Below are 25,442 nucleotides of genomic sequence, written 5' to 3'. Positions count from 1 at the left end.
TAAGGTACTGAAAGTTCAATTGCTATTATTTAGTATCGTTTGAACCTTTATTGTCATTTTGTTTTAAATCTTCTTCAGTCACAATTCTGATATTATTTTGTGCTTCATCAGATTGTTTAACATCATCTAAAGTTGGTGATGCTGCATCTTCTGAATTAGAGAAGCGAGCTTTTTGCTCTTGTAAGAAACCTTTAGGGTCTTGTTTTACTTTTTCAGCATAGCCTTTAGGATCTTGTTTTACTTCGTTGAACGTTTCAGTTGCTTTAGACGCAACTTGATTTGCTAATTCTTTAGCATTTTCTTTGTATGATTCTGGATTTTCTTTGTATTTATCATACTCTTGTTTTAGACGATCTCTGCTTTCTTTTCTTGATAATAATACTGCTGCAGTTGCTGCACCAATACCTAGTACTGCTTTAAAAAAGTTACTTGATTTTGCCATAATAATCACCTTGTCCTTTAAGAAATTAGTTTTTCACTAGTTCTAATTCTGCTTCCGTCAAAGTACGATATGCACCTTTTGACAGATTATCATCTAGTTTTAAGCTTCCGATTTGAACTCGCTTTAATTTAGTTACCTCATTTTCAATTGCGTGAAACATCCTTTTTACTTGGTGGTAACGTCCTTCTTGAATTGTAACGTACACAATCCTTGGATTTTCCGTTAGTTCAAGCTTTGCAGGTTTAACCGGTCCATCTGATAATTCAATACCTTGTTCAAACTTTTGTACATCTTCCTCTGTTACAGGCAGTGCTGCTTCAACACGATATATTTTCGATACGTGTTTATTCGGACTCATTACATCATGATTAAATTGCCCATCATTCGTAATCAATAATAAGCCTTCAGTATCTTTATCAAGACGACCTACCGGAAATATGTCTAAATATTGGTAGTCTTCAATTAATCCAATAACCGTTAAGTGTTCTGCATCCTCTACAGCAGACACATAGCCTTCAGGTTTATTGAGCATCAGATAAATCTTATCAATATAAGTTATTTGTTCTCCATTGACTGTAATGATATCTGAATTCGGATCAATTTGTCGTTTGCTTTGTTTTTCTTTTTTGTTATTCACTTCAACAGCGTTCTGTTTAAGCAATTGTTTTACCTCACTGCGTGTTCCGACACCCATGTTCGATAAAAATTTATCCAATCGCATTATGAGATTCTCAACTTTCTACGTAACTTGCTTGGCAATTCACCTAAAAATTGGTCAGCAAGTCTTGTTTTCAGCGTGATACCGCCATAAACAACCATGCCGATAACAACCCCCACAATTAAGATAATCAGACTTCCGATTTTAGTTTGCGGTGACACAATCAGTTGCATTACCCAATATGCTGCTTCAACACAAAGCATCATGATAAAGCCATAGATAAAGATTTTCGCAAACTGTATCCAAGTTTCTGTAAATGTAAACTTAGCATACTTTTTCAAAATATAAAAGTTACATATGTTCGCAAACAATAATGCGATACCTGTACTTAATACCGCACCTGCTGTATGGAATGCGACAATTAATGGGAAGTTCAAGACAACCTTAACGACGACTGCTGCTAATATAACAAACACTGTCAATTTCTGTTTATCAATTCCTTGCAGCATTGATGCTGTAATACTTAATAAAGAAATCAGCATCGCGACGGGTGCGTAGAAGAATAATAAACGACTTCCGTCAAAGTTACTGCTATAGAACACTGTATATAACGGTGCTGCTAAAGCCATAATACCTAAACTTGCTGGAACTGTGATGAACATCAATACACCTAATGATGTTCTGATTTGACGATGCATTTCTGATAATTCCCCCGACTCATAAGTTTTAGTGATATAAGGGATTAAACTAATCGCGAAACCAGCAGCTAAAGATGTTGGTATCATCACAATTTTATTTGTTGTCATATTCAAGATTGTAAAGAAGTAGTCATGCAATTGTTGCGGTACTCCTGCCATACCTAACGCATTGTTATGTGTTAATTGGTCTACAATATTGAATAATGGGAAGTTCAAACTCACAATGACAAACGGGATACTATAAGAAATAATTTCTTTATACATTTTTGAATATGGTACATCTAAACCAGTAGTATCAGACGCTACCATTTTATCAATATGCGGTTTACGCTTACGCCAGTAATACCATAGCGTAAAGATACCGACGATAGCACCGATTGCTGCCGCGAACGTAGCGACACCATTCGCCATCAATACTGATCCACCCATCACATTTAACACGACATAACTGCCGCCTAAAATGAAAATAATACGTGCAACTTGTTCAGTTACTTCAGAAACAGCTGTAGGTCCCATAGATTTAAATCCTTGGAACACACCTCGCCAAGTTGCAAGTAACGGAATGAAGATAACAACTGTACTGATAATACGAATAATCCACGTGATGTCTTCGACAGTCCAGCCGCCCTCTATGTTTGATTTATGCGCAAGTGTCACATTGGCAATCAATGGTGATAATGCATATAAAATAATAAAACCGATAACACCGCTGATTGACATAACGATAAAACTTGATCGATATAACTTTTGACTGACATGATATGCACCGATTGCATTATATTTCGCAACATATTTTGATGCGGCCAATGGCACACCAGCAGTTGCTACCGCAATCGCAATATTATAAGGTGCATATGCATAGTTGAACGGGGCCAAGTTTTCTTCTCCGCCGATAATGGCATAAAACGGAATGATAAATAGCACACCTAGTATTTTAGTTATTAAAATACTTACCGTTAGAAGAAAGGTCCCTCTTACTAATTCTTGACTTTCATTCATTACAATCTTCCTATCTGAAAATAATTTTAATCTTATCCTACTACCAACAATTGTCAGCAGTTACTTTTTTTCATTAGTATTATAGCTTAAAATAGTGTTAACAGGAAAGATTATATAAATAATTTCACAACAGTGTCAGAGAAATATATCGCAGGCACTGCAAAACAAGCAAATGACTCACCTAAGCTTTCACAATAACCTAAATACTATACAGAAATCAAATTTAAAGGAGGCAGACGCGCATATACATTTCAGCGCGTACCGATTATATGTATCAATCGATTATTATCGGCGGCGGACCCAGTGGTTTAATGTCTGCAGCAGCCGCAAGTCAAAACAAACAAAAAGTATTATTAATAGAAAAGAAAAAAGGACTCGGCAGAAAATTAAAAATTTCAGGCGGCGGACGATGTAATGTCACAAATCGACTGCCCTATGATGAAATTATTCGCCACATTCCAGGTAACGGAAAATTCTTATACAGTCCTTTTTCAGTCTTTGATAACGAATCCATTATTGAGTTCTTCGAATCTCGCGGTGTGAAACTTAAAGAAGAAGATCACGGCAGAATGTTCCCGGTTTCTAACCGTGCTCAAGACATCGTAGATACTTTAGTTCAAGAACTCAAAAATAATAATGTTGAAATTAAAGAAGAAACTGCAGTCAAACATATTAAGCTAGATGAGGACGGCCATTTTATTGTGACAGATCAAAATGATCAAGTTTATCATAGTAAGACCGTTGTTATTGCGACGGGTGGGACAAGTGTTCCGCAAACAGGATCAACTGGAGATGGCTATACGTTTGCTGAGTCTCTCGGTCATACAATAACTGAACTCTTCCCTACTGAAGTCCCAATTACTTCTAAAGAACCTTTTATTATCAGGAAGACTCTAAAAGGATTGAGTTTAAAAGATGTCGCATTATCAGTGCTTAGAAAAAATGGCAAACCGCGTATCACACATCAAATGGATATGATTTTCACTCATTTTGGAATCAGTGGCCCAGCCGCATTACGATGCAGCCAATTCGTCTACAAAGAACAAAAATCTCAAAAGAAACAAGACATTCGAATGCAATTAGATGTGTTCCCTGACGAAAAAGAAAATGAGGTTCAAGCGCGTATCAAATCTTTAATTAAAGAAACACCAGATAAACTTGTTAAAAACAGTCTGCGTGGGATTATTGAAGAACGCTATCTCAACTTTATACTAGAACAAGCTGGTGTAGCTGAAGACACTACAGGTCATCATATTTCCAACCAACAAATCCTGACGCTTGCACAACTGTTCAAAGGTTTTACATTTACAGTGAATGGTACGTTACCTATTGAAAAAGCATTTGTGACAGGTGGCGGTGTTTCTATTAAAGAAATTGAACCGCATACAATGATGTCAAAAATTACACCTGGCCTATTTTTATGCGGTGAAGTTTTAGATATTCATGGTTATACTGGCGGTTACAATATTACAAGCGCATTGGTTACAGGCCGTGTATCAGGTATCAATGCCGGACAGTTTGAATAGTTTTCCACATAATTTAATCAACAAAATGAAAAATAGCCGAAACTGCATCGTAATTTTACGACCAGTTTCGGCTATTATCATTCAATTAGATACTATTAATTTCTAAACCTTCATCGCCCCAAGCTTTCATACCGCCTTCTACATTAACCGCATGAATATTAGGGTTTTGTTCTTTCAAGTAATTCACTACATTCGCACTGCGAACACCTGCAGCACAGATAATGTAATACGTATCGTTCTCATTGAATTCATTAAGGTTATCAGGAATTTCATTCATTGGAATAGTTGTTGCTCCTGGAATAATACCTTTCGCTGTTTCTTCGTTTTCTCGGACATCAACGATATGAATTGGTTCATTATCGAACATTTTCTTTTTCAATTCATCAGTTGTGATTGATTCCATAACTTAATCATCCTCCTTTATTATTTAGCTACAATATTAACTAATTTTTGCGGAACTGCGATGACTTTCTTGATGTCTTTATCCCCTATATCTAATTTAACATTCTCATTGTGTAACGCAATATCTTCCATTTCTTCTTTTGACGCATCTTTTGGAATGAAGACTTTTGCTCTTACTTTGCCATTAACTTGGACAACGATTTCAACTTCGTCATCTACTAACAATGCTTCATCGAAATCTGGCCAAGGTTGGTAACTGATTGTCTCATCATGACCTAATTTAGCCCATAGTTCTTCACCTAAGTGTGGTGCAATTGGTGATAACATTTTAACGAAACCTTCAACATATGGTTTGTATAATTGATCAGCTTTATAACCTTCATTGATGAAGACCATCAATTGACTGATTGCTGTGTTGAAGTTCAATGTATCAAAGTCTTCTGTCACCTTTTTAACAGTTTGGTTATAAACTTTTTGAAGTGACTTATCATCAGTATCTACAATCTTAGAAGATAATGAACCATCCTCATTTACAAACAATCTCCATACACGGTCTAAGAAACGTCTTGAACCATCTAAACCTTTTTCACTCCAAGCGATAGCCGCATCTAAAGGTCCCATAAACATTTCGTATAAACGTAATGTATCAGCACCGTGAGAACGGATGATATCATCAGGGTTTACAACGTTACCACGAGATTTACTCATTTTTTCGTTACCTTCACCTAAGATCATACCTTGGTTGAATAATTTTTGGAATGGTTCTTTCGTTGGTACAACGCCTAAATCATAAAGTACTTTATGCCAGAATCTTGCATAGAGTAAGTGAAGTACAGCGTGTTCTACACCACCGATATATAAATCAACCGGTAACCAATGTTTTAATTTTTCTGGATCTGCTAACATTTCATCGTTATGCGGATCAATATAGCGTAAGTAGTACCAGCAACTGCCTGCCCATTGTGGCATCGTATTCGTTTCACGACGACCCTTCATACCAGTTTCTGGATCTACAACGTTTACGAATTCATCAATATTCGCAAGTGGAGATTCACCAGTACCAGAAGGTTCGATAGAATCAGTTTCTGGTAATAATAATGGTAATTCATCAGTCGGAACAGTTGTCATAGTGCCATCTTCCCAATGAATAATTGGAATAGGTTCACCCCAATAGCGTTGACGGCTGAATAACCAGTCACGAAGCTTATAGTTGACTTTTTTCTCGCCGGCACCTTTTTCTTCTAACAATTCAATTGCTTTTGTAATGGCTTCAGCATTATGCAAGCCATCTAAAGCACCAGAATTTACATGTGGACCATCGCCAGTGTATGCCGCTTCTGAAATATCTCCGCCTTCAATAACTTCTTTGATTGGCAAATCAAATTTTTGTGCGAATTCATAGTCACGTTCATCATGCGCAGGAACAGCCATCACAGCTCCTGTACCATAAGATGATAAGACATAGTCCGCAATCCAGATTGGTAATTTTTCACCAGATAATGGATTAATCGCATAAGCACCAGTGAATACACCTGTTTTGTCTTTTGCTAAATCTGTACGTTCCAAATCAGATTTCATAGAAGCATCTTTTTGGTATTTTTCCACTTCTGCTTTATGATCTTCTGTTGTAATTTGAGAGACTAACTCATGTTCTGGACTTAATACTGCGAAAGTCGCACCATAAATAGTGTCCGGACGTGTCGTAAACACATCAATTTTACCGCCATGATTTTCAACTTCAAACGTAACTTTTGCCCCTTCAGAACGACCAATCCAGTTACGTTGCATATCTTTAATTGATTCAGGCCAATCTAAATCTTCTAAGTCTTCTAATAAACGGTCTGCATATTCTGTAATACGAAGTACCCATTGACGCATAGGACGACGATATACTGGGAAGCCACCACGTTCTGAAACGCCATCTACAACTTCTTCGTTAGATAAAACTGCTTTAAGCTCAGGACACCAGTTCACAGCTACTTCATCAACATAAGCTAAACCTTTATTGAACAGTTGGATGAATACCCATTGTGTCCATTTATAATAGTCAGGATCTGTTGTGCTTAATTCTCTATCCCAGTCATAACTGAAACCTAATTCTTGAATTTGGCGTTTAAACGTTTGAATATTCTTTTTAGTGAATTCACGTGGATCATTACCTGTATTCAACGCATATTGTTCTGCTGGTAAACCGAAAGCATCCCATCCCATAGGATGTAACACGTTGTACCCTTGCATACGTTTGTAACGTGAAATAATATCTGTTGCTGTATAACCTTCGGGGTGCCCAACATGAAGTCCAGCACCTGATGGATACGGGAACATATCTAAAGCATAAAATTTCTTTTGACCCAAGTTATCGTTCGTTTTGAACGTTTTGTGTTCTGCCCAATAATCTTGCCATTTCTTCTCAATTTCTTGATGATTAAAACTCACTTTGCTTTCCTCCTAATAAAAAAATACAACTCAAACTATTATGCTTTGCTTATGAAGGACGACATTGTGCCGCGGTACCACCTTCATTCGTATCTTCTACGCACCTCATACATAATAGCTCGAGCTGTATTATTCTTAATATAATCGCTGGTAAGTTCATTTAATTGACTTAACTGGTTTGCACCGAACACCAGCTCTCTTGATAAGTCCATTAAATTACTACTCCATATACACTTATAACTATATTTTATTCTAACTCTTAATGCAAGTCTTAAATTCCTAGTCACCGCTTCTATTCTCATTGATATATAAATGAAGTTTTTCTACGTCACTGCTTATCCATAAAAAGAAAAACAAGATATACCACGTATACCTTGTTTAAACATCAAATTCATCTGGTGATAAACGTTTATCATATATAAATAAGAAAAACATCGAAATAAACAATAAGCCCATCATCGTTAAGAACATGGCTTGCATATTGAAACTGTCAACTAAAATACCGCCGATTAAAGGTCCGAATGCTTTACCGACCGTCGCTGCTGAATTAACAATACCTTGATAAGCACCTTGTTTACCTTCAGGCGCTAATTGATTCGCAATAGTTGGAACGGCTGGCCATACGAACATTTCACCAAGCGTTAAAATAATCATCCCAATCACAAATACTGAGAATTGCTCCGCAAAGCTTGTCACAAAGAATGACACGATGAATACGCAAATTCCGACAAACATCTGTTTCTTCAAATTACCTCTAAGTAAGCGAATAACCGGATAAATTAAAGGTTGGGCTACTAAGATCATAATACCGTTAATTGTCCATAGAACACTGTATTGAGACAATGAAATATTCATTTCTTGAGTGAATGAAGCGATAGTACTTTCCCATTGAATATATGCAATCCAACAAATTGAAAACATAACACAAAGTAATAACAAAGCCACAAAACGTTTGCGATATTTCTTTTGTGCCCATTGGTTTGCATCGGGTATTTTAACTTTACCACGATATTGTAAATTAAATTGTGTCACTGCCACGATAAAGAATGCGACATACATTAACAAGTTTGCGATGAAAATGTAATTAAAGCTGAGTTCAGCTACATACCCAGCAATAGCAGCACCAAATGCGACACCTAAGTTTTGTGCTAAATAGATAGCATTAAAGGTTTGGCGTCCACCATTCGGCCAAACTGCACCTGCCATCGCATAAATTGCCGGGATAATGATACCGCCCCCAAATCCTAACATGACTAACCATACCGCATATAAAGGCCATCCATGATAGAAATTCAATAATGTCGTTGCACATAAACAAATCACTGCACCGCTCATAATCGTAATAAAACCACCGAGCTTATCAAAGAAAAAGCCACCTAATAAGTTCCCGACAACCATACCTAAAGAGTTGATCATTAAAACCATTCCGGCAGTCGTCAAACTCTTCCCTAATTCCTGACTCATATAAATCGTATTTAAAGGCCATAAAAAACTAGCACCCATAATATTGATGGCCATACCAATAACTAACCACCAAATGGATTTAGGCATATTCATACTGTTCCACCCGCTTTCTATTCTTTTTATCTTTTTCTCAGGCAAAAACGTTCTGTATTTTTACCAATAAAAATTTCGCAAACAGAGACAAATAACTGTAAGCGAAACGTGTTTAGGATTTATATTGAATTGAATTTTGGATTTTGCAACCAAATCATCTTACTATAATTTTCAAATGAATAAAAGACCTAATTCGGATTTTCTCCTCAACATGTCCCTTCAATTTATGGTAAAATCTTACAATGGATTAATTTAAGAAAGGAAAATGTCATATGGGTCGATATTTTACGTATGCATTTGAAGATAAACGTTATCATACATGGAATTACCATTTAAAAAATAGATTCGGACAAAAGATATTTAAAGTCGCATTAGATGGAGGCTTTGATTGCCCAAACCGAGACGGCACTGTTGCACATGGCGGTTGCACATTCTGCTCAGCTGCAGGAAGTGGTGACTTTGCGGGAAATCGTGCAGATCCGATTGATGTACAATTTAAAGAAATTAAAGAACGCATGCATGAAAAATGGCATGAAGGTAAATATATTGCTTATTTCCAAGCCTTTACAAATACACACGCACCTGTCGAAGTGTTAAAAGAAAAATTTGAACCTGTGTTGAAAGAACCTGGTGTTGTCGGCTTATCCATTGGAACAAGACCTGACTGTCTTCCTGACGATGTGGTTGAATACTTAGCCGATTTAAACAAACGTACGTATTTGTGGGTGGAATTAGGATTACAAACCGTACATCAAGAAACTTCTGATTTAATCAACCGTGCACATGATATGCAGACATATTATGATGGTGTTGCTAAATTGAGAAAACATAATATTAACGTGTGTACTCATATTATTAATGGTTTGCCTGGTGAAGATTATGACATGATGATGGAAACAGCAAAAACTGTCGCACAAATGGATGTTCAAGGTATCAAAATCCATCTATTACACTTACTTAAAGGCACACCGATGGTAAAGCAATATGAAAAAGGCATGTTGAATTTTATGTCACAAGAAGAATATGTCAACTTAGTTTGTGATCAATTAGAAATCTTACCACCTGAAATGATTATTCATCGTATTACAGGTGATGGCCCAATTGATTTAATGGTTGGACCAATGTGGAGTGTTAATAAGTGGGAAGTGCTGAATGCGATTGATGCAGAATTAGCACGTCGTCATTCCGCACAAGGTGAACATTATCAACCTGTAGAGAAAGTAGAACAATCATGAAAGTAGAACGTATTTTACCATTTGCGAAGTCATTAATTATCTCTCACATCAATGAAGCTAGCACAGTAGTAGATGCTACGTGCGGCAATGGACATGACACATTATTTTTAGCCCAGCATGTTCCAAAGGGGCATGTGTATGGGTTTGATATACAGGAAGCGGCTATCAAAGCAGCACGAGAGAAAGTAAAAGATTATAACAACACTACTTTGATCTTAGATGGACATGAACATGTATCACGCTACATCAAACAAGAAGATTTGCCGATTGATGCGGCAATCTTTAATTTAGGATACTTGCCTAAAGGTGATAAACATATTGTGACGACTTCTGAAACTACTATACAAGCCATTGAGTCACTTTTTGAAATGTTAGCACCAGAAGGTATTATTGTAATTGTGATTTACCCTGGCCATCCTGAAGGTCGAATAGAAAGCAATGTCGTCTTTGAATATCTTCAACAATTCGATCAACAAAAAGCACATGTCTTACAATACGGTTTTATTAACCAACAAAATAATCCGCCTTATATTTGCGCGATTGAAAAAAGATAATATCTGAGTATAAAAATAAGAGCAGTTACCGCATAATGCGATAGCTGCTCTTTTTGTATTTAAACTTAGTTAAATAATTTATCTACACTTTTAGTTGTTTCTTTTAATACTTCTACAGAGTGGCTAAACTCTTTAGTTTCTCTTTCATTTAAAGGTGTTTCATAAATTTTCACTGCACCTGCACGGTTTACAAGTGTTGGTACACCGATGTAAACATCTTTATGACCGTATTCACCTTCTAAGTAACTTGAAACTGTTAATACAAGATTTTGGTTACGTAAAATGGCTTTAGAAATGTGTAATAAGCCCATTGCGATACCATAATAAGTTGCGCCTTTAGCTTTAATGATGTCATAAGCTGCATCACGTGTATTTAAGAAGATTTCTTCAATACGTTTTGCACGTTCAGGATCACCATTTAAAATGTCATATAAATTTTGACCTGCAATACTTGCTTGTGACCATACTGCTAATTCTGAATCACCATGTTCACCAATAATGCTAGCATTAACACTTTCAGGTGCTACACCGAATTCTGCACCTAATTCATATTTGAAACGTGCTGTATCTAGAATTGTACCAGAACCGATAACACGTTCTTTTGGTAAACCAGAAACTTTTTTAGTGACATAAGTAAGCACATCTACTGGGTTAGCAGCAATTAAGAAAATACCATCAAAACCGCTGTCCATAATTTGACCCACAATTGATTTGAAGATTTTAGTATTTTTTTCTACTAAATCTAAGCGTGTTTCACCAGGTTTTTGGGGTGCACCTGCAGTGATAACAACTAAATCAGCATCTGAACAATCAGCATATGAACCTGCTGTAACGATAGATGGTGATTCACCATAAGGCATACCATGGTTTAAGTCTAGTACATCGCCTTTTACTTTTTCTTCTACTAAATCAATAATTACTAATTGATCAGCAACACCTTGTGCTACCATAGCGAATGCATAACTAGAACCTACTGCACCATCGCCTACTAAAACTACTTTATTCGCTTTTACATTACTCATATTACTTACCCTCTCCAATTTAGAATCGCTTCTATGTGATTTATTTCACATATACAAGATACCAATTTCAGCCTATAAAATCAATGCGAAATGCTTGGAAATTTTACACATTGTAAACATTTACCGACAATACAAAAGACGCTGTAATGGTAAAGGTTATTACAGCGCCTTTTTGATTAAATTTCAATTTGATCATCAATGTCATTTGGTATAAAACCTAATGCATTGACTTTGTTATTTAAATAACTAAGGATATAACGCATGACTAGCGGACGCTCTGGTTCATTATGAATTTCATGGTAGAGTCCTTCCCATGCTTTATAATAAAGTTCGTCTGTTTTTACACGTTTTTTGATTTCTACAATCGCATCGGTGTCTAAAATTTGATCTTCTTTCCCATACATTAAGCACATTGGGATACTTTGGATGTCTTCTAAATGTTCTAAAGTCTTTTTCATGACATGAACAACTTCTTTATACCAATGGTAAGATACTTTTGTCAGCATCAAACCATCTTCTTTAGTTTCTCTTATAACTTCTTCATTTCTTGTTAAATGCTCTGGTTCAATGCCTACATTAAAGCGCATATCTTTAACGCCTGCACCAATATTAGATGTAAATAGATTTTTGCGTGTTTTAGCATTTGTCTTAAACGCAACTAATGGCGAAAGTAAAATAATACCTTCAATCGGCAACTCAGTTCTTTCCATTAAATTTAATGTAATCAAACCGCCTAAGCCGACACCCATTAAAAATGTAGGTAATTTATATTCACTCGCTATTCTCAACCATTCCAAGATATGTTCGTGATAAACTTCAAAGTTGTCGATTTGACCTTTATTAGATCTTGAAGTTTGGCCTTGTCCAGGCAAATCACCCATAATCACATGATATCCATTTCGTCTGAGTGATGTAATCACATAGGCATATCTGCCTGTATGTTCTAATATATTATGAGCAATAACTATGACACCTTTTGCTTCACTTTCTGTTTCCCACTTCCACATATCAACGACTACCCTTCTACTGAATTAATTACTATTATTGTATCAAAACGAACCGATTAAAATCTATTTAGAACTGACATATATACTCAACTGAATTAAGGATAACCTTTTTAGTATTGTGTTCTTTTCTCATATCAATTACATAATTTACTATTAGTGTTATTTATAAATAAATAAGTATATTTGTATATTGTTAACGTTTTCATACATTTATGAAACATGATACACTATTTTTAACAGAGTTGTATGGGAGGAATTTACATGCCATTAGTCAAAGATTTTTTTATCAGTTTATCAAATAACACTTTTTTGAACCAAGCAGCACGAAAATACGGACCTATGTTAGGTGCCAGTAAAGTAGTTGTTGGTAACTCGATTGATGAAGTTATTAAGACAATCCAAACACTTAATGATAAGGGGATTACGGTGACTGTCGATTGTCTTGGTGAATTTGTAGATTCAAAAGAACAAAGTATTAAAGAAAAGAAAATTATTTTAACTGTACTACAAGCAATTTACGACAACAATTTAGACGCACATATTTCTCTTAAAATCAGTCAATTAGGCGCAGAGTTCGATGTAGATTTGGCAGAACAGAACTTAAGAGAAATTGTAGAAAAAGCAAAGTCACTTGGTAATATTCATATCAATATTGATACCGAGAAATATGCAGGCTTATCAAATATCCTCTACGTATTGGATGAATTATCAAAAGATTATGATAACATCGGAACAGTAGTTCAAGCTTATTTATATTCAGCCGACAATATGATTGAAAATTACCCGCACATTCGATTACGTTTAGTCAAAGGTGCTTATAAAGAAAATGCGTCTATCGCCTACCAAACTAAAGAGGACATCGATGAGAATTACATTAAGCTTATCGAAAAAAGACTGAAAAGTGCGAAGAATTTTACATCTATCGCTACACATGACCACAAAATCATTGATCATGTTAAAAAATTCGTTAAAGAGAACAACATAGGTCGTGAAAATTTCGAATTTCAAATGTTGTATGGTTTCCGTTCAGAGTTAGCTTATGAAATTGCCGAAGACGGTTATCATTTCTGTATCTATGTTCCATTTGGCGAAGATTGGTTCGGATACTTTATGCGACGTTTAGCTGAACGTCCGCAAAATTTAAATTTAGCTGTCAAAGAATTTGTGAAACCTAAAACACTTGCTGTAGGCGCTGGCGCAATTGCCGCAGTTATTGGTTTAAGTTTCGGTCTCAAAGGCTTAAAGAAACGCAAGTAAATACTGTATTCATGAAAAAGGCAAGACCACTATCGGCCTTGCCTTTTGTCTGTTATTTTTAATTCAAAAACACTTATTGAATTGATTTTAATAAGTTTGCCATTTCAATTGCAGCCATTGCTGATTCTGCACCTTTATTGCCTGCTTTTGTACCTGCTCGTTCGATTGCTTGTTCAATTGTCTCAGTTGTTAGTACACCGAAGACTACTGGCAACCCTGCTGTATCACTCACTTTTGATACGCCTTTTGCAACTTCATTACATACATAATCATAATGAGATGTTGCTCCGCGAATGACACAACCCAATGTAATCACTGCATCATACTTATTTGTTTCTGCTAATTTTTTAGCAGCTAGTGGAATTTCAAATGCACCTGGTACATATGCTACATCAATATTATCATTTTCTACTTCATGACGGACTAATACATCTTTAGCCCCTTCTAATAAGCGACCTGTAATAAAATCATTAAAACGACTCACAACAATACCGATTTTTAAATCTTTACCTAATAGTTTACCTTCAAAGTTCATGTTAATTCCTCCAATAATATCGTTAAAATTTATTAAATCATATGTCCCATTTTTTCTTTTTTCGTTTGCATATAATCATGATTGTGACTACATTCAGGTACAATCAGTTCAATTCGCTTTTCAACTTCAATACCATAATGTTTTAACCCTTTGAATTTTTCTGGGTTATTACTTAACAAGTTCACTTTTTCAATGCCGAAGTGTTTTAAAATTTCAGCAGCATGATAATAATCTCGTAAATCTTCTTCAAAACCTAATGCTAAATTCGCAGTGACTGTATCGTGACCTTGTTCAATCAGTTCATAGGCTTTCAGTTTATTAATTAAGCCAATGCCTCGACCTTCTTGTGGTAAGTAAATCACCATACCGTTGTGTTCATCGATGTATTTCATTGCTGCTTCTAATTGAGCACCACAGTCACAACGTTGACTATGGAAAATATCACCTGTCAGACAAGATGAATGAATACGTACATTTTCAACGTTTTGAATGTCACCTTTAACAATTGCTACAATTTCATCATGTGAATAATCTGATTCAAATCCATACATATCAAATGTACCGAAATCTGTAGGTAGTTTTACTTTAGCTTTTGCATGCATGTGCTGTTCATGCAATTTACGGTAATGAATCAAAGATTCAATGGTAATCATTTTTAATTGATGTTTTTCTTTAAATGCTTGGAGTTGCTCACCTTTAGCCATTGTGCCGTCTTCATTCATGATTTCACAAATGAGACCTGCTGGTTTTGAGCCTGTCATACTTGCTAAATCTACAGCCGCTTCCGTATGTCCTGGACGTACTAGAACCCCGCCGATTCTAGCAATCAATGGAAATAAATGACCTGGTCGATTAAAATCTGCACTTGTACTCTCACCATTAATCAAAGCTTTAGCTGTCAGCATTCTCTCAGCAGCGCTGATACCTGTCGTAGTATCGATATGATCAATACTTTCAGTAAATGCTGTACCAAATGCATCGCTGTTATCTTTAACCATCGGCTCTAAATTTAATGAGCGTGCGATAGAAGGAGCTAGAGGTGCACAAATTAAACCACGTGCTTCTCGTGCCATAAAATTGACTGTATTTTCATTCATCAATTCCGTTACAGCTACTAAGTCCCCTTCATTTTCTCGGTCTTCATTATCCACAACAATAATACTTTCACCTTGTTTTAGTGCTTCAACTGCACTTTCGATATCATCAAATTGCATTTCTGAACACTCCTCTTAGAATCCGAATTGCGCTAATTTATCTGGCGTTAATTCAGTATTTTGATTTGAAATTGCTTTTTGTACATATTTGAATAACATATCCGCTTCCAAATGCACGGTATCACCGACACGCTTTCGACCTAAAATCGTTGCGCGTTTTGTTTCTGGAATTAAATGAATATCAAATTGGCCTTCTGCTAATCTGAAAATCGTTAAACTTGTTCCATCAACCGTGATTGAACCTTGTTGAACCATTTGGTCAGTAATAGATTTAGGACATTGTATGGTCATGATATTAGAATTAGATGACGGTCTGATTTTTAGGACTTTTCCGACTTCATCGACATGACCTAACACAAAATGACCGCCAAATCTGCCCTGACTCGGCATAGCACGTTCAAGATTGACCGAGCTGCCTTTAGTCAGTTGATTGAGATACGTTTTATTTTCTGTACCTTTGATAACATTCACATCAAAGGATTTCTGATTAAAGGAAGTTACTGTTAAACATGCACCATTGACACTGATTGAATCGCCGATATGCATATCTTCTAAAATTGTTTCACATGCTATCGAGAGTTTTATGACATTTTGTTCTGTCACAAGGCGATCAACCGTACCGATTTCTTCTACAATACCGGTAAACATGAAATCACTTCTTTCTTAATACAACTTTGATATTTTGATCGATGATTTCAGAATGGTCAATTTCAAATTGAGGAGTTTGTTCTAAAGGAAGTACATTGTCAGTTTGATAAAACTGATACTTGCCAGAACCTCCAATTACTTTCGGGGCGTAGTAAATAATCAGTGTTTGGACACACTGTGATTGGAGAAATTGTGAAGTCACTTTAGGTCCAGCTTCTACATAGACTGAGCCGATACCACTTTGATATAAATCTTTTAAAATAGTTTCAATAGAACAATCATCTAATACAATGATTTGAATATTAGACCCATGCTCTTTTGTTTTTAATTGTGTATTTTCTGTATACACAAGCACAGGTGTCTGTTGATCAGTAAATAAAGTTTGTGTGAAATCCAAATGACCGCTTCTCGCTAACACCACACGTACAGGCTGTCTTTCTCCTTCTAACCTTACCGTTAAACTCGGATTGTCAGCTTGTACAGTACCTGCACCGGTTAGAATAGCATCATGTCTTGCTCGATGTTTAAACACATCCTGTTTCACATCTGGATTTGTAATCCACTTACTTTGACCGTTATCTGTCGCTTGCTTTCCATCTAAACTGACACTCACCTTTAAAGTTACTTCAGGTATCTGTGCTTGTTTAGCTTTGAAAAAATCTGTATACATAGCTTCTGCTTGTGCATCATGCTGATATTCCACTTCTATACCTGCTTCAGTTAAAATCTCATCACCAGGTGAATCTAAAGTTATATCTTTCATCGCATATACAACTTTTGAAATACCTGCTTCAATGATTTTATTGACGCAAGGCGGTGTAGAACCAAAGTGTGTGCAAGGTTCAAGCGAAACATAAATCGTTGCGCCTTCTGCATCTGCACCTGCCATATCTAAGGCTTGTACTTCCGCATGACGTTCACCTTGTTTTAAATGCGCACCTAAACCGACAATTCTGCCTTCTTTAACCACGACAGAACCAACGGCAGGGTTCACACCCGTTTGGCCTTCAGCCATTTTTGCTAATGCAATCGCATTTTGTAAAAATCGATTCAAACAATCACCTCATTAAAATAAAAAAATTCCGTCACCTAACTAAAGAGGCAACGGAAAAATGTATCATCACCGTATTTAAACAGAGTCCACCCATGTTAAAAATTGCTAACACAAACTAGACTTCACTTAAATACGCGTTTTAAATCATATTTAATGACGTCTTGATTCTTTCTCCCATCCAGACTTTCACTGTCGGCTCTAGATTCACACTAGATCAGCCATACTCTAAAATAGAGTACAGGTCGCAGGCTTATGTTTTTACTGCCGGTTGGGAATTGCACCCTGCCCCGAAAGAATATTATGAAATTGTTTCTGAATCGAACGAGCAATACTTTGCTCATATATTTATCATAGCTTATTTTAATTTAACTGACAATAATTATTACTTAATGATTATCTATTCTCCGAATGAAATTCATATAAACTATTAACCGCTTGTACAGATTGACGCACAATCATATTGACACCATTTCGTGCTTGGTTGATGCCGTTGGTAATCTGACCAATCGCAATTAAGTGTGGCAGTGTTCCGTATCTCGGGCTGATGACTTGATTTGTTTCAGGCACAATTTGAATGCCGCCCATCGGATGCGCTTGCACAATTTGTCTATTCGCAATATCAATTAAAAAGCCGTCATCTTCATCTAAATCTTTTAATTGTGTTCTAGGTCCAGTCGCATTAATCACAACATTATATTGTTCAGTTTCGTTTGAATCTTTATATTTGAAAACAAAGGTATCATTTTCTTGTACAACTTTTTCTAAATCTTTTTTGATTAACAAGTGTCCCGCTTCTATCTCTTCTATAAGCAAACGTGCTGTGCGTGGCGGCATTGGGTTGGAATTCGCTTTTAAAATCGGCATGTAGCGTTTCATAAACTCCCTTTGATCTTCAATGCTTAAACTATTCCAAATCCAGTTCATATTTTCTTTTATCGTTTCTAATAAACTTTGGAATACACCTAATATTTCTGGGTGAGCTAAATCATATTTTAAATCTTTAATTGGGTCGCCGACTTTTCGATTGATAAGCTGTTGAAGTGGGATATTCAAATCCTCACACTCTTGCTTAAAGAGATGAATAGCAGTCTCTAGTGGAACTACACCAAAATGAGATTTAATAATCTGATTAAAGTTTTCTTTAGTTAGATACTTTAATGTAATTTCTGGCATTTCCCCTCTGACACTCGGCAACTCTCCACGTCGACTCACAGCCGTCAATGGCAAATTAGGATGATGCTTCACAACATAACGAATAACATCAAGACTAGATAAACCTGTTCCGATTACTGCGATATCATCCGTATCTTCCACTGTATTTAATGTTTCATATGTGGGATAAGGTGATTTAATAAATCCTTTTAATCCTTTTAACTGGTATGGGTCATGATACGCCATCGTACCGACTGTCAAAAAGACATAGTCATATTGACGACATGCCTCTTGTTCATGATTGGTACAAATAAAGTATTGAATATGCGCATCTTTTTCAAAACCTTTTTCCAAGTACATTTCAGTCGCTTTTTCAGTAATAATATGAATATTGTCATACATGTCATTAAATTTATCGAGGTAACTTTTCATATAATGTCCAAAGACAAATCTTGGTAAATAAGTCGCATTCTCAAATTTAAAATCATTTTGTTGTTGATACCAACGATAGAATTCTTCCTGATCTTTAGAATTTAATGACATATCCTTACTTGGTAAATTAATTAGTAATTGTGAGCTGTCATTTTGAAATGGTACACCTTGTCCCATATTTTTAGCATTGTCATAAACATCAATGTCTAGTTCTTTGAAATATGGGTGTTGTTCTAATTGTCTTAAAATACTGACACCTGCAGTGCCCATTCCGATTATTGCAACACGCATACAAATAACCTCCTACTCTTCCTACATAACTACCCTGTTTATTGCTTCACCTTCTATTATGCAACAAACAAAAATAAAGCGAAACAATTAAATCACATTCATTTAATCATTTCGCTTTAAACTATATATTATATTAAATTATTATTGATGTTCTTTGTCATCTTTATAAACAAATAGCTTGTAGTATTTACCTTCAGTATTAATCTTTTTATAGAAATCTGCAATAAGTGATGCGTTGCTTTCTGCCCATTTGATATCTGTTGCATATTGGTGTTCACCAGGATTCTTAGGATTCCATCTCATACTATATAACGTATTTTGATCTGGATTTGATAAGAAGTGCTTATGAATAAATTCTGCACCACCATCAATCGCTTTTTCTGGTGTATCCCAACCATGTTTTTTCGCATATTCAGCACCCGTTTTAATCGGGTCTTCATCTAATGCGCCGACACCATAGAAGTTGTAGTATTTTTTACCATCAATTTCTACACCTTTTGATAATTCACTTTTTACAGCACCTGTTTCCAAGATAGCATGTGAAATTAAGTATACTTCATTTACTTGTCGTTTTTTAGCTGCATGAATAAAGTCTTCAGTATGTGCTAATAATGTAGGTCTGTCAGCAAGCATACGCTTGATTCTATTTTTATCGATACCTTGATATTTAGATAAATCTAAGAATTGATACTTTTGAGTTTTATCATCGATAAATTTTTCACTGTCCATGGCTTTCTTGATCTCTGTTCCTGTAGCATCATGCCATCTATCATTTTTGTCGGAAACTTGTTGGCTTGTATAGTTATTAATTTGTTTTTTAGCTGCTTGATTCAGAGTTACGTCCAAATGTTCAACTGTTTCTTCTTTTTTAACATGTTTAAACAATATTTGGTCGGAAATCATAGAAAAGAAAATATAACCTGTCACAGCCAAAATAACAAGCAGCCCTATAATTGCGAAGATAGAGCCTTTCTTGTGTTTCGTCATAATTACACCTCTTAGGTCAAGTTAAAGTGAACTGCTTAACACTATGTAACACGGTGTTGAAGCTTCTCGGCGCATTCATGATGACTGATTTATTTCTTACCGAGCTATCCCCATAGTTCCTACGGTTTTATAACACTTAAAAATTATTTCGTTTTGATTCTAAATCTTAACACTTTTTGCAGTGTATCACAATTTAGAGTTATCCAACCACCATTCTATCATATCTTATTCCATAGAACGTGCTTGAAGTCAGAATGTAATATTGCTGTATTCTTTCAATAACATTTCTATAACCTCAGTACATGATTCGTGCAAAATAACATCCTTCAAATAAAAAACAGCCTATTTATCTACAGACATTTCTGTAATAAACAGGCGAATACTAGCTTTCGTTTTTAATTATTCCGGGCGTTTGTACTCCATAATTATAAAACTAGCTGCTTCTGATCTATTCTTATAGTAGTAACGGTTCAAATCGATTGTACCTTCAATTTTGCCATCACGATACATCATTTCATTTGTCATATTATTAATCATTACAAAATCTGAACTATCTTTAATCATATCCAATTCATCATGGCGTGCGAAAAAGTGTTCTAAATTCAAGTGTGCGTAATCCATGGAATCCTCCCATCTATTAGTAAATTATGTTTAATCATGCTTATTATGTCGAAAACTACAATTTATTTTGTTAAATTATTTAATTCTACCCTTCTATTTAACACCTATTTTGTACATTTAGCAAATGAAAGAATTAATCCGCTTCGTTAAACTCAAACCAACCAGAAATAATATGTTATGTACAAAGATTGAAAGTGTGAAGTGATGAACATAGAGACATTAATCATCCGACACCAGGGTATCATTTATGCTTTATTAAAAAGATATAATATTAAGTATGATATTGACGAATATGCCCAACTTTTATCCATCAAAATGTGGTCATTATTACGACAATTTGATACGTCCATTCATAATAGCATGAGCGGTTATTTATATCAAAGGCTGAACTACTATCTCATCGATTTATTTAGAAAGAAAAGTAAAGTTTTAGAAGAGAGTAATCAAGCAATCATCTCCGATATTAAAGATGCAAGTGATTACTCAGATTACAATTATCTCACGCAGTTGATCGCATCTGAATATTACTTGCTGCTTAATGACTATGAACGCATGTGGTTGAATTTAAAATTATGTGGTTATAAACAGTTCGAAATACAAACTTTGATGAAGAAGTCAGCGACTACAATCAGAAAGTATCAAATGCAAGTTCGCCATAAACTTGCACCTTTAAAACACTTTCTTAAAGGAGAGATGTCATAATGGTTGTTTGTGAACGTCCAAGAATTTTATATTTCACTTCCTACCCTCATCACACTTTCCAAATAGAATGTGTTTACAACATGTTTCATGGTTTAACGAAAGTACCATTAAAATCTTATATGAATGCATTATTAAGACGTGAATCACCTCAATCTAAATATGCATCATATGAATTGAAACAAATGCTCAATATTCGTAAACACTTGCCATTAATCGTGAATCAACAAACCATTTTATTCCCTATACAGAATAAACGTGCACCTATCCAACACTTTGTAAATGGTTTGGAAATCATAGGTCTAAAACAAGAACGCTATACGACAAGACTGATCTTTAAAAATGGTGTGCATTTAGTCGTAAACGCCCATTACTCGTTTGTGCATCGTAAGTGGTTAGAATGTATCTTCTTACATTTTATGACTTTTCATGACGCTGATTAAAGCGATTTTCTAACAACTTTTTTGTAAAGAATGCTGTAACGATTTTCATTAAAATACTTGCGACGATTAGCGATATAATGCCACCTACTAGAATTAATGCTAATTGTACAAGTGATAAATCGACTTGTGGATTTACAAAATATTGAACGACACTTAAACTCGTTAGTAAACCAAATAAAAATAAACCTAGTAATAATGCATTGATAAGTAGCATCCCAACAATAATTAAGAATAGTGACGCTGTCCCTTGATGACGCTTTTTAAAGATATGCGTTCTTAAAAATTGATTTGAAAACTTGATAGGCTGTTTATAAGTTAATGTATCAGTCTGATTGTTTTCTAAATCCTTTAAAACTTGGCTCAACTGATCTTTTTCTTTCTTATTTAGGAACCAAAGTTGCTTTTTTACTTTTGTTTCAAATTGCTCTTTTTTCACGACATCTATACACCTGCCCGGTAAAAATTTTAAAAAGAGGCAGAAATAACTTTACGATAAGGACTGATACCTTGGTAAAGATTATTTCTGCCTTTATTTTATACTAGAATCAATTATCATGATACTAGATTTCTCATTTAATTATAGAATTGAAAGTCCTGATTTTTGAATATCTTTTGCAAATCCTTCAACAGTATCTACTGATAATTCATTGATATCTCTGCCGATATTTGGAATTTTGCTGATAACGCCTGCTGGGCATGTGATAATATCTGCACCAATTTCATCTGCTTGAATGACATTAAATAATTCACGGCAACTTGCCCACAATAATTTTACACCTTTTTTAGAATGTGTTACTTCTACAGATTCTTTCATTAGTGGTAATGGATCCACACCAGTGTCCGCAATACGTCCTGCAAAGACAGAAACATAAGTTGGAACACCTTCTGTGACTGCATCTGTAATTTCTTTAACTTGTTCTAAAGTGTATACTGCAGTTACGTTTAATTGTACGCCGTCAGCTGATAATCTTTTAATTAAAGGAATTGTAGACTCACCTTTTGTATTCACAATTGGAATTTTAACGAAAACATTTTTACCATATTGTTTTAAAATTTCCGCTTCTTTTTCCATTGTTTCTAAATCATCCGCAAATACTTCAAATGAAATTGAAGCATCTGGAATTTCTTTCACAGCTTCCTCAGCGAATGCTTTATAATCTGTAACACCTGCTTTAGCCATTAAGCTCGGGTTTGTTGTGAATCCGTCTACCTCGTTATTTTTGTAAGCTTTTTTCATTTCTTCAATATCTGCACCATCCGCAAATACTTCTACATTCAAATCTGCTTTTACCATAAAATAAGTGCCTCCTTATTACTGTTAACTTTCAATGCTGTCTAAAGTAACTTGATTATAACATTCCCCCGTTTAAATCGCGATTGATTAACTCACAGTAGAATTGTTAATAAAGGTTTAAAAAAGAAACCACAACCCTCTAAAATTTTATGATATTATAAAAGAATGTACAGAAACGGAGGTCATCATGTCACGGTCAAAACTTTATTTTTACCTTACTATAATCCTTATTATCATCAGTTTTAACTTTAACATGTATAATCCACTGTTAAACGAGCAGTTTCATTCAATTGCGAAAAAAATAATTACAAGCAGTGTTGTTAATGCAATTATCCTAATTATTGCGATCATTTTAGCAGATAAATCTATTAAACATTCAAAAGAACGTACAGATTGGATTCGTAAAGCCAGTAAAATATTACCTATCATCTTATTTATAGTGATTGTTATTCATATCGTTACTTCTTTAATCTCATTTGGTATGATTAAATTTTAATTGACAATCCACTATAACAGTAGCATTATTTATATATTAAAAATGTAACGAGGCGATATTTTGCAGTATTTATATGTGTTCGTAGGAGGCGCACTAGGTGCCTTGCTGCGATTTGTCTTTTCACAATTAAATCATGGCCAAGGATTCCCAATCGGAACTTTTATTGCTAACTTAGCGGGTGCCTTTTTTATGGGTTTAGTCTCCGTCTTGGTAATTCAAACTTTTAAATCTAATCCTTTCCTCAAAAAAGGAATTACAACTGGATTTTTAGGTGCATTAACCACGTTCTCTACATTTCAATTTGAACTGGTAAAAATGTTTGAACATCAGCAATATATTTTACTTTTTGTCTACGCGATTTCAAGCTATATTCTTGGTTTAGCAGTATGCTATATCGGTAGTAAAGCTGGAGGTGCCTTAAGTCATGAGTAACCTTTTATTAGTAATGCTTGGTGGCGGTTTAGGCGCTGTAGTCCGTGCAGCTGTCACAAATAGCTGTTCAAAACTATCTACTCAGCTGCCAATAGCAACGCTTATTGTCAACTTAGTAGGCAGTTTCTTAATCAGCTTGCTATCAGGTATCGCAATTGCACAAGCTTGGTTGTCTCCATTGATTATTGTAGGATTTTTAGGTGGTTTAACTACATTCTCTACCCTATCACTGGAATTAACCAATATGTTGACCACTAAGTCACAACGTATGCTTTTTATTGCGTATAGCTTTTTACAATATGGATTATGCTTTATCGCATGCCTAATCGGTTATGTTATCGCATAAAAGAAGCGTTATCTTTTACAACTCACTGTAAAGGGTAACGTTTCTTTTTGATTAATATGATTTATAAGATGGTACATCTGCGTCTATACTTTTATTTTGATTTAATAGATCTATACGTTTCATTTGGTCGTCGGATAGCTCAAAGTCAAACACGTTGATATTTTCTTTAATGCGTGAAGGTGTAATGGATTTAGGAATCACAATAACATCATGTTGAATATGCCATCTCAATACAACTTGCGCAGGTGACTTCTCTACTTCGTCAGCGATAGCTTGAATTGTTTCATCTTTTAAGATGTCGCCGTTCATAAATGGTGACCAAGCTTCTGCTTGAATACGTTGCGCTTTAAGATACAACCTTAAATCATTTTGTGTTAAATAAGGATGAAATTCTATTTGATTAATCACTGGTTTAATCGATGCATGTGACAACAAACTTTCTAAATGATGCGGTTGAAAGTTGCTGACACCAATATTTTTAACTTTATTTTGTTTTAATAAATCTTCCATGCCTTTCCATGTATCAATCATTTCTTCTTCATTAGAGCCAGGCCAATGCATTAAATATAAATCTAAATAATCTAAATCAAGTTTATCTAAAGTTCGTTGATAAGCTTCTTCTACATTCATTCTGCCGTAATCATCTAACCATAGTTTTGAGGTAATGAATAAATCTGAGCGGTGTATGCCAGCGGCTTGAATACCCTTTTTAATGCCTTCTCCTACTTTTTCTTCATTTCCATAGCGTGCAGCTGTATCTATACTGCGATAACCGTGTTCTATCGCAAATGATACACGTTGTGCTAATTCATCACTATTTTCAATTCTATATGTGCCAAGTCCCAATTGTGGCATCGTTTGTCCATTATATAGCGTAAATGTATTCATTTTCTCTCTCCTTGCATTGTTGCTTTACCTTTATGCTATGCACAATGAATAAAACTGTAAAACATTTTGAATTAAAAATGCACTGCTAACTGTAAAATTACAGTCAACAGTGCATAT

27 protein-coding genes, 1 riboswitch and 1 other annotated feature are annotated in these 25,442 nt (G+C 35.1%); of the genes, 9 read left to right on the top strand and 18 right to left on the bottom strand.

The window, feature by feature from the left end; genetic code table 11:
* Positions 1–25: 25 nt before the first annotated feature.
* The 3 genes from HMPREF3031_RS06995 to HMPREF3031_RS06985 are packed head-to-tail and all read right to left on the bottom strand — an operon-like array spanning position 26 to position 2,797.
* Entirely contained in the window at positions 26–442 is a 417-nt protein-coding gene (locus HMPREF3031_RS06995) for a YtxH domain-containing protein (protein WP_057509789.1), read from the bottom strand.
* A 25-nt stretch (positions 443–467) separates the two neighbouring features.
* Complete coding sequence (locus tag HMPREF3031_RS06990) at positions 468–1,163, bottom strand: pseudouridine synthase (RefSeq protein ID WP_002481227.1); 696 nt, start codon at positions 1,161–1,163, stop codon at positions 468–470.
* Entirely contained in the window at positions 1,163–2,797 is a 1,635-nt protein-coding gene (locus HMPREF3031_RS06985; protein ID WP_002481228.1) for a putative polysaccharide biosynthesis protein, read from the bottom strand. The genes HMPREF3031_RS06990 and HMPREF3031_RS06985 overlap by 1 nt, the downstream gene beginning before the upstream one ends.
* A gap of 269 nt (positions 2,798–3,066) precedes the next feature.
* On the opposite strand from HMPREF3031_RS06985, the gene HMPREF3031_RS06980 reads away from it, so the two are divergent.
* On the top strand, positions 3,067–4,323 hold the full coding sequence (locus HMPREF3031_RS06980; protein WP_070724780.1) for a BaiN/RdsA family NAD(P)/FAD-dependent oxidoreductase: 1,257 nt from the start codon (positions 3,067–3,069) through the stop codon (positions 4,321–4,323).
* An 85-nt stretch (positions 4,324–4,408) separates the two neighbouring features.
* Here HMPREF3031_RS06980 and HMPREF3031_RS06975 read toward each other — a convergent pair whose 3' ends face one another.
* The 3 genes from HMPREF3031_RS06975 to HMPREF3031_RS06965 all read right to left on the bottom strand — a co-directional run bounded on the left by HMPREF3031_RS06975 (position 4,409) and on the right by HMPREF3031_RS06965 (position 8,718).
* Complete coding sequence (locus HMPREF3031_RS06975; protein WP_002481231.1) at positions 4,409–4,726, bottom strand: rhodanese-like domain-containing protein; 318 nt, start codon at positions 4,724–4,726, stop codon at positions 4,409–4,411.
* A gap of 20 nt (positions 4,727–4,746) precedes the next feature.
* Complete coding sequence (gene leuS / locus HMPREF3031_RS06970; RefSeq protein WP_002481232.1) at positions 4,747–7,161, bottom strand: leucine--tRNA ligase; 2,415 nt, start codon at positions 7,159–7,161, stop codon at positions 4,747–4,749.
* Between the two features lie 51 nt (positions 7,162–7,212).
* Positions 7,213–7,403: a binding site (T-box leader), on the bottom strand.
* Positions 7,404–7,539: 136 nt separating this feature from the next.
* Positions 7,540–8,718: an MDR family MFS transporter gene (locus tag HMPREF3031_RS06965; protein ID WP_002481234.1), complete on the bottom strand. Its 1,179-nt coding sequence runs from the start codon at positions 8,716–8,718 to the stop codon at positions 7,540–7,542.
* Positions 8,719–8,990: 272 nt separating this feature from the next.
* Here HMPREF3031_RS06965 and HMPREF3031_RS06960 point away from each other — a divergent pair, with 272 nt between their 5' ends.
* On the top strand, positions 8,991–9,953 hold the full coding sequence (locus tag HMPREF3031_RS06960) for a tRNA modification radical SAM protein MnmL/YtqA (RefSeq protein WP_002481235.1): 963 nt from the start codon (positions 8,991–8,993) through the stop codon (positions 9,951–9,953).
* The gene (locus HMPREF3031_RS06955) at positions 9,950–10,507 is read left to right on the top strand and encodes a tRNA 5-(aminomethyl)-2-thiouridylate-methyltransferase MnmM (RefSeq protein WP_002481236.1); all 558 of its coding nucleotides are present in this window, start codon (positions 9,950–9,952) and stop codon (positions 10,505–10,507) included. Before HMPREF3031_RS06960 ends, HMPREF3031_RS06955 begins: the two co-directional genes overlap by 4 nt.
* Positions 10,508–10,572: 65 nt before the next feature.
* Here the strand turns inward: HMPREF3031_RS06955 and HMPREF3031_RS06950 are convergent, their stop codons facing one another.
* Together HMPREF3031_RS06950 and HMPREF3031_RS06945 are read right to left on the bottom strand one after the other, a co-directional pair.
* A complete protein-coding gene (locus HMPREF3031_RS06950; RefSeq protein WP_002481237.1) occupies positions 10,573–11,529 on the bottom strand; it encodes an L-lactate dehydrogenase in 957 nt (318 codons plus the stop codon).
* Positions 11,530–11,705: 176 nt separating this feature from the next.
* Positions 11,706–12,536 (bottom strand): alpha/beta fold hydrolase, encoded by an 831-nt coding sequence (locus HMPREF3031_RS06945; protein WP_002481238.1) that lies wholly within the window; start codon positions 12,534–12,536, stop codon positions 11,706–11,708.
* A 261-nt stretch (positions 12,537–12,797) separates the two neighbouring features.
* Here HMPREF3031_RS06945 and HMPREF3031_RS06940 point away from each other — a divergent pair, with 261 nt between their 5' ends.
* On the top strand, positions 12,798–13,793 hold the full coding sequence (locus HMPREF3031_RS06940) for a proline dehydrogenase family protein (RefSeq protein WP_002481239.1): 996 nt from the start codon (positions 12,798–12,800) through the stop codon (positions 13,791–13,793).
* Positions 13,794–13,866: 73 nt separating this feature from the next.
* On the opposite strand, the gene ribE is transcribed toward HMPREF3031_RS06940, so the two are convergent.
* The 7 genes from ribE to HMPREF3031_RS06905 form a co-directional block, all read right to left on the bottom strand.
* Complete coding sequence (ribE, locus tag HMPREF3031_RS06935; RefSeq protein WP_002481240.1) at positions 13,867–14,328, bottom strand: 6,7-dimethyl-8-ribityllumazine synthase; 462 nt, start codon at positions 14,326–14,328, stop codon at positions 13,867–13,869.
* Positions 14,329–14,360: 32 nt separating this feature from the next.
* Positions 14,361–15,542 (bottom strand): bifunctional 3,4-dihydroxy-2-butanone-4-phosphate synthase/GTP cyclohydrolase II, encoded by a 1,182-nt coding sequence (locus HMPREF3031_RS06930; RefSeq protein ID WP_002481241.1) that lies wholly within the window; start codon positions 15,540–15,542, stop codon positions 14,361–14,363.
* 15 nt (positions 15,543–15,557) lie between these two features.
* Entirely contained in the window at positions 15,558–16,190 is a 633-nt protein-coding gene (locus HMPREF3031_RS06925; RefSeq protein ID WP_002481242.1) for a riboflavin synthase, read from the bottom strand.
* A gap of 4 nt (positions 16,191–16,194) precedes the next feature.
* Complete coding sequence (ribD, locus tag HMPREF3031_RS06920) at positions 16,195–17,244, bottom strand: bifunctional diaminohydroxyphosphoribosylaminopyrimidine deaminase/5-amino-6-(5-phosphoribosylamino)uracil reductase RibD (RefSeq protein WP_002481243.1); 1,050 nt, start codon at positions 17,242–17,244, stop codon at positions 16,195–16,197.
* 162 nt (positions 17,245–17,406) lie between these two features.
* Positions 17,407–17,543, bottom strand: a riboswitch (FMN riboswitch).
* Positions 17,544–17,637: 94 nt separating this feature from the next.
* Positions 17,638–19,119, bottom strand: a complete 1,482-nt coding sequence (locus HMPREF3031_RS06915; protein WP_002481244.1) for an FAD/NAD(P)-binding protein — start codon at positions 19,117–19,119, stop codon at positions 17,638–17,640.
* Between the two features lie 141 nt (positions 19,120–19,260).
* Positions 19,261–20,106 carry a peptidoglycan release complex glucosaminidase SagB gene (locus HMPREF3031_RS06910; RefSeq protein ID WP_002481245.1) on the bottom strand — a complete coding sequence of 282 codons (846 nt, stop codon included), beginning with the start codon at positions 20,104–20,106 and terminating at the stop codon, positions 19,261–19,263.
* 399 nt (positions 20,107–20,505) lie between these two features.
* Positions 20,506–20,727 (bottom strand): hypothetical protein, encoded by a 222-nt coding sequence (locus HMPREF3031_RS06905; RefSeq protein ID WP_023016000.1) that lies wholly within the window; start codon positions 20,725–20,727, stop codon positions 20,506–20,508.
* Between the two features lie 204 nt (positions 20,728–20,931).
* Between HMPREF3031_RS06905 and HMPREF3031_RS06900 the strand changes: the two genes are divergently transcribed.
* Both HMPREF3031_RS06900 and HMPREF3031_RS06895 read left to right on the top strand, forming a co-directional pair.
* Complete coding sequence (locus HMPREF3031_RS06900; protein ID WP_070724778.1) at positions 20,932–21,429, top strand: sigma factor; 498 nt, start codon at positions 20,932–20,934, stop codon at positions 21,427–21,429.
* Between the two features lie 80 nt (positions 21,430–21,509).
* Positions 21,510–21,869, top strand: a complete 360-nt coding sequence (locus HMPREF3031_RS06895) for a hypothetical protein (RefSeq protein WP_142351314.1) — start codon at positions 21,510–21,512, stop codon at positions 21,867–21,869.
* Here HMPREF3031_RS06895 and HMPREF3031_RS06890 read toward each other — a convergent pair.
* Complete coding sequence (locus tag HMPREF3031_RS06890) at positions 21,844–22,305, bottom strand: hypothetical protein (protein WP_002481249.1); 462 nt, start codon at positions 22,303–22,305, stop codon at positions 21,844–21,846. The genes HMPREF3031_RS06895 and HMPREF3031_RS06890 overlap by 26 nt on opposite strands.
* A 141-nt stretch (positions 22,306–22,446) precedes the next feature.
* Positions 22,447–23,163, bottom strand: coding sequence for a transaldolase (locus HMPREF3031_RS06885; RefSeq protein ID WP_002481250.1), 717 nt, complete (start codon positions 23,161–23,163; stop codon positions 22,447–22,449).
* A gap of 187 nt (positions 23,164–23,350) precedes the next feature.
* On the opposite strand from HMPREF3031_RS06885, the gene HMPREF3031_RS06880 reads away from it, so the two are divergent.
* Genes HMPREF3031_RS06880 through HMPREF3031_RS06870 form a run of 3 tightly spaced genes read left to right on the top strand, consistent with a single transcriptional unit; the run spans position 23,351 to position 24,437 of the window.
* Positions 23,351–23,659 carry a hypothetical protein gene (locus tag HMPREF3031_RS06880; protein ID WP_002481251.1) on the top strand — a complete coding sequence of 103 codons (309 nt, stop codon included), beginning with the start codon at positions 23,351–23,353 and terminating at the stop codon, positions 23,657–23,659.
* Positions 23,660–23,719: 60 nt separating this feature from the next.
* On the top strand, positions 23,720–24,091 hold the full coding sequence (crcB, locus tag HMPREF3031_RS06875; protein ID WP_002481252.1) for a fluoride efflux transporter CrcB: 372 nt from the start codon (positions 23,720–23,722) through the stop codon (positions 24,089–24,091).
* Positions 24,084–24,437, top strand: a complete 354-nt coding sequence (locus HMPREF3031_RS06870; RefSeq protein WP_002481253.1) for a fluoride efflux transporter FluC — start codon at positions 24,084–24,086, stop codon at positions 24,435–24,437. The genes crcB and HMPREF3031_RS06870 overlap by 8 nt, the downstream gene beginning before the upstream one ends.
* Positions 24,438–24,488: 51 nt before the next feature.
* Here HMPREF3031_RS06870 and HMPREF3031_RS06865 read toward each other — a convergent pair whose 3' ends face one another.
* Positions 24,489–25,325, bottom strand: coding sequence for an aldo/keto reductase (locus HMPREF3031_RS06865; RefSeq protein ID WP_002481254.1), 837 nt, complete (start codon positions 25,323–25,325; stop codon positions 24,489–24,491).
* Between the last annotated feature and the right edge of the window lie 117 nt (positions 25,326–25,442).

Origin of the sequence: Staphylococcus sp. HMSC072B07 (assembly GCF_001815505.1) — a bacterium.
GTDB lineage: Bacteria > Bacillota > Bacilli > Staphylococcales > Staphylococcaceae > Staphylococcus > Staphylococcus simulans.
The sequence above is the reverse complement of the archived record's forward strand: the minus strand, read 5'-3'. Positions and strand labels throughout refer to the sequence as shown.

What these genes read in the sequence shown, in the direction of transcription:
- HMPREF3031_RS06995 (WP_057509789.1), bottom strand. Translation starts at nt 442, where the DNA reads ATGGCAAAATCAAGTAACTTTTTTAAAGCAGTACTAGGTATTGGTGCA.
- HMPREF3031_RS06990 (WP_002481227.1), bottom strand. Translation starts at nt 1,163, where the DNA reads ATGCGATTGGATAAATTTTTATCGAACATGGGTGTCGGAACACGCAGT.
- HMPREF3031_RS06985 (WP_002481228.1), bottom strand. Translation starts at nt 2,797, where the DNA reads ATGAATGAAAGTCAAGAATTAGTAAGAGGGACCTTTCTTCTAACGGTA.
- HMPREF3031_RS06980 (WP_070724780.1), top strand. Translation starts at nt 3,067, where the DNA reads ATGTATCAATCGATTATTATCGGCGGCGGACCCAGTGGTTTAATGTCT.
- HMPREF3031_RS06975 (WP_002481231.1), bottom strand. Translation starts at nt 4,726, where the DNA reads ATGGAATCAATCACAACTGATGAATTGAAAAAGAAAATGTTCGATAAT.
- HMPREF3031_RS06965 (WP_002481234.1), bottom strand. Translation starts at nt 8,718, where the DNA reads ATGAATATGCCTAAATCCATTTGGTGGTTAGTTATTGGTATGGCCATC.
- HMPREF3031_RS06960 (WP_002481235.1), top strand. Translation starts at nt 8,991, where the DNA reads ATGGGTCGATATTTTACGTATGCATTTGAAGATAAACGTTATCATACA.
- HMPREF3031_RS06955 (WP_002481236.1), top strand. Translation starts at nt 9,950, where the DNA reads ATGAAAGTAGAACGTATTTTACCATTTGCGAAGTCATTAATTATCTCT.
- HMPREF3031_RS06950 (WP_002481237.1), bottom strand. Translation starts at nt 11,529, where the DNA reads ATGAGTAATGTAAAAGCGAATAAAGTAGTTTTAGTAGGCGATGGTGCA.
- HMPREF3031_RS06945 (WP_002481238.1), bottom strand. Translation starts at nt 12,536, where the DNA reads ATGTGGAAGTGGGAAACAGAAAGTGAAGCAAAAGGTGTCATAGTTATT.
- HMPREF3031_RS06940 (WP_002481239.1), top strand. Translation starts at nt 12,798, where the DNA reads ATGCCATTAGTCAAAGATTTTTTTATCAGTTTATCAAATAACACTTTT.
- ribE (WP_002481240.1), bottom strand. Translation starts at nt 14,328, where the DNA reads ATGAACTTTGAAGGTAAACTATTAGGTAAAGATTTAAAAATCGGTATT.
- HMPREF3031_RS06930 (WP_002481241.1), bottom strand. Translation starts at nt 15,542, where the DNA reads ATGCAATTTGATGATATCGAAAGTGCAGTTGAAGCACTAAAACAAGGT.
- HMPREF3031_RS06925 (WP_002481242.1), bottom strand. Translation starts at nt 16,190, where the DNA reads ATGTTTACCGGTATTGTAGAAGAAATCGGTACGGTTGATCGCCTTGTG.
- HMPREF3031_RS06915 (WP_002481244.1), bottom strand. Translation starts at nt 19,119, where the DNA reads ATGCGTGTTGCAATAATCGGAATGGGCACTGCAGGTGTCAGTATTTTA.
- HMPREF3031_RS06910 (WP_002481245.1), bottom strand. Translation starts at nt 20,106, where the DNA reads ATGACGAAACACAAGAAAGGCTCTATCTTCGCAATTATAGGGCTGCTT.
- HMPREF3031_RS06905 (WP_023016000.1), bottom strand. Translation starts at nt 20,727, where the DNA reads ATGGATTACGCACACTTGAATTTAGAACACTTTTTCGCACGCCATGAT.
- HMPREF3031_RS06900 (WP_070724778.1), top strand. Translation starts at nt 20,932, where the DNA reads ATGAACATAGAGACATTAATCATCCGACACCAGGGTATCATTTATGCT.
- HMPREF3031_RS06895 (WP_142351314.1), top strand. Translation starts at nt 21,510, where the DNA reads ATGTTTCATGGTTTAACGAAAGTACCATTAAAATCTTATATGAATGCA.
- HMPREF3031_RS06885 (WP_002481250.1), bottom strand. Translation starts at nt 23,163, where the DNA reads ATGGTAAAAGCAGATTTGAATGTAGAAGTATTTGCGGATGGTGCAGAT.
- HMPREF3031_RS06880 (WP_002481251.1), top strand. Translation starts at nt 23,351, where the DNA reads ATGTCACGGTCAAAACTTTATTTTTACCTTACTATAATCCTTATTATC.
- HMPREF3031_RS06870 (WP_002481253.1), top strand. Translation starts at nt 24,084, where the DNA reads ATGAGTAACCTTTTATTAGTAATGCTTGGTGGCGGTTTAGGCGCTGTA.
- HMPREF3031_RS06865 (WP_002481254.1), bottom strand. Translation starts at nt 25,325, where the DNA reads ATGAATACATTTACGCTATATAATGGACAAACGATGCCACAATTGGGA.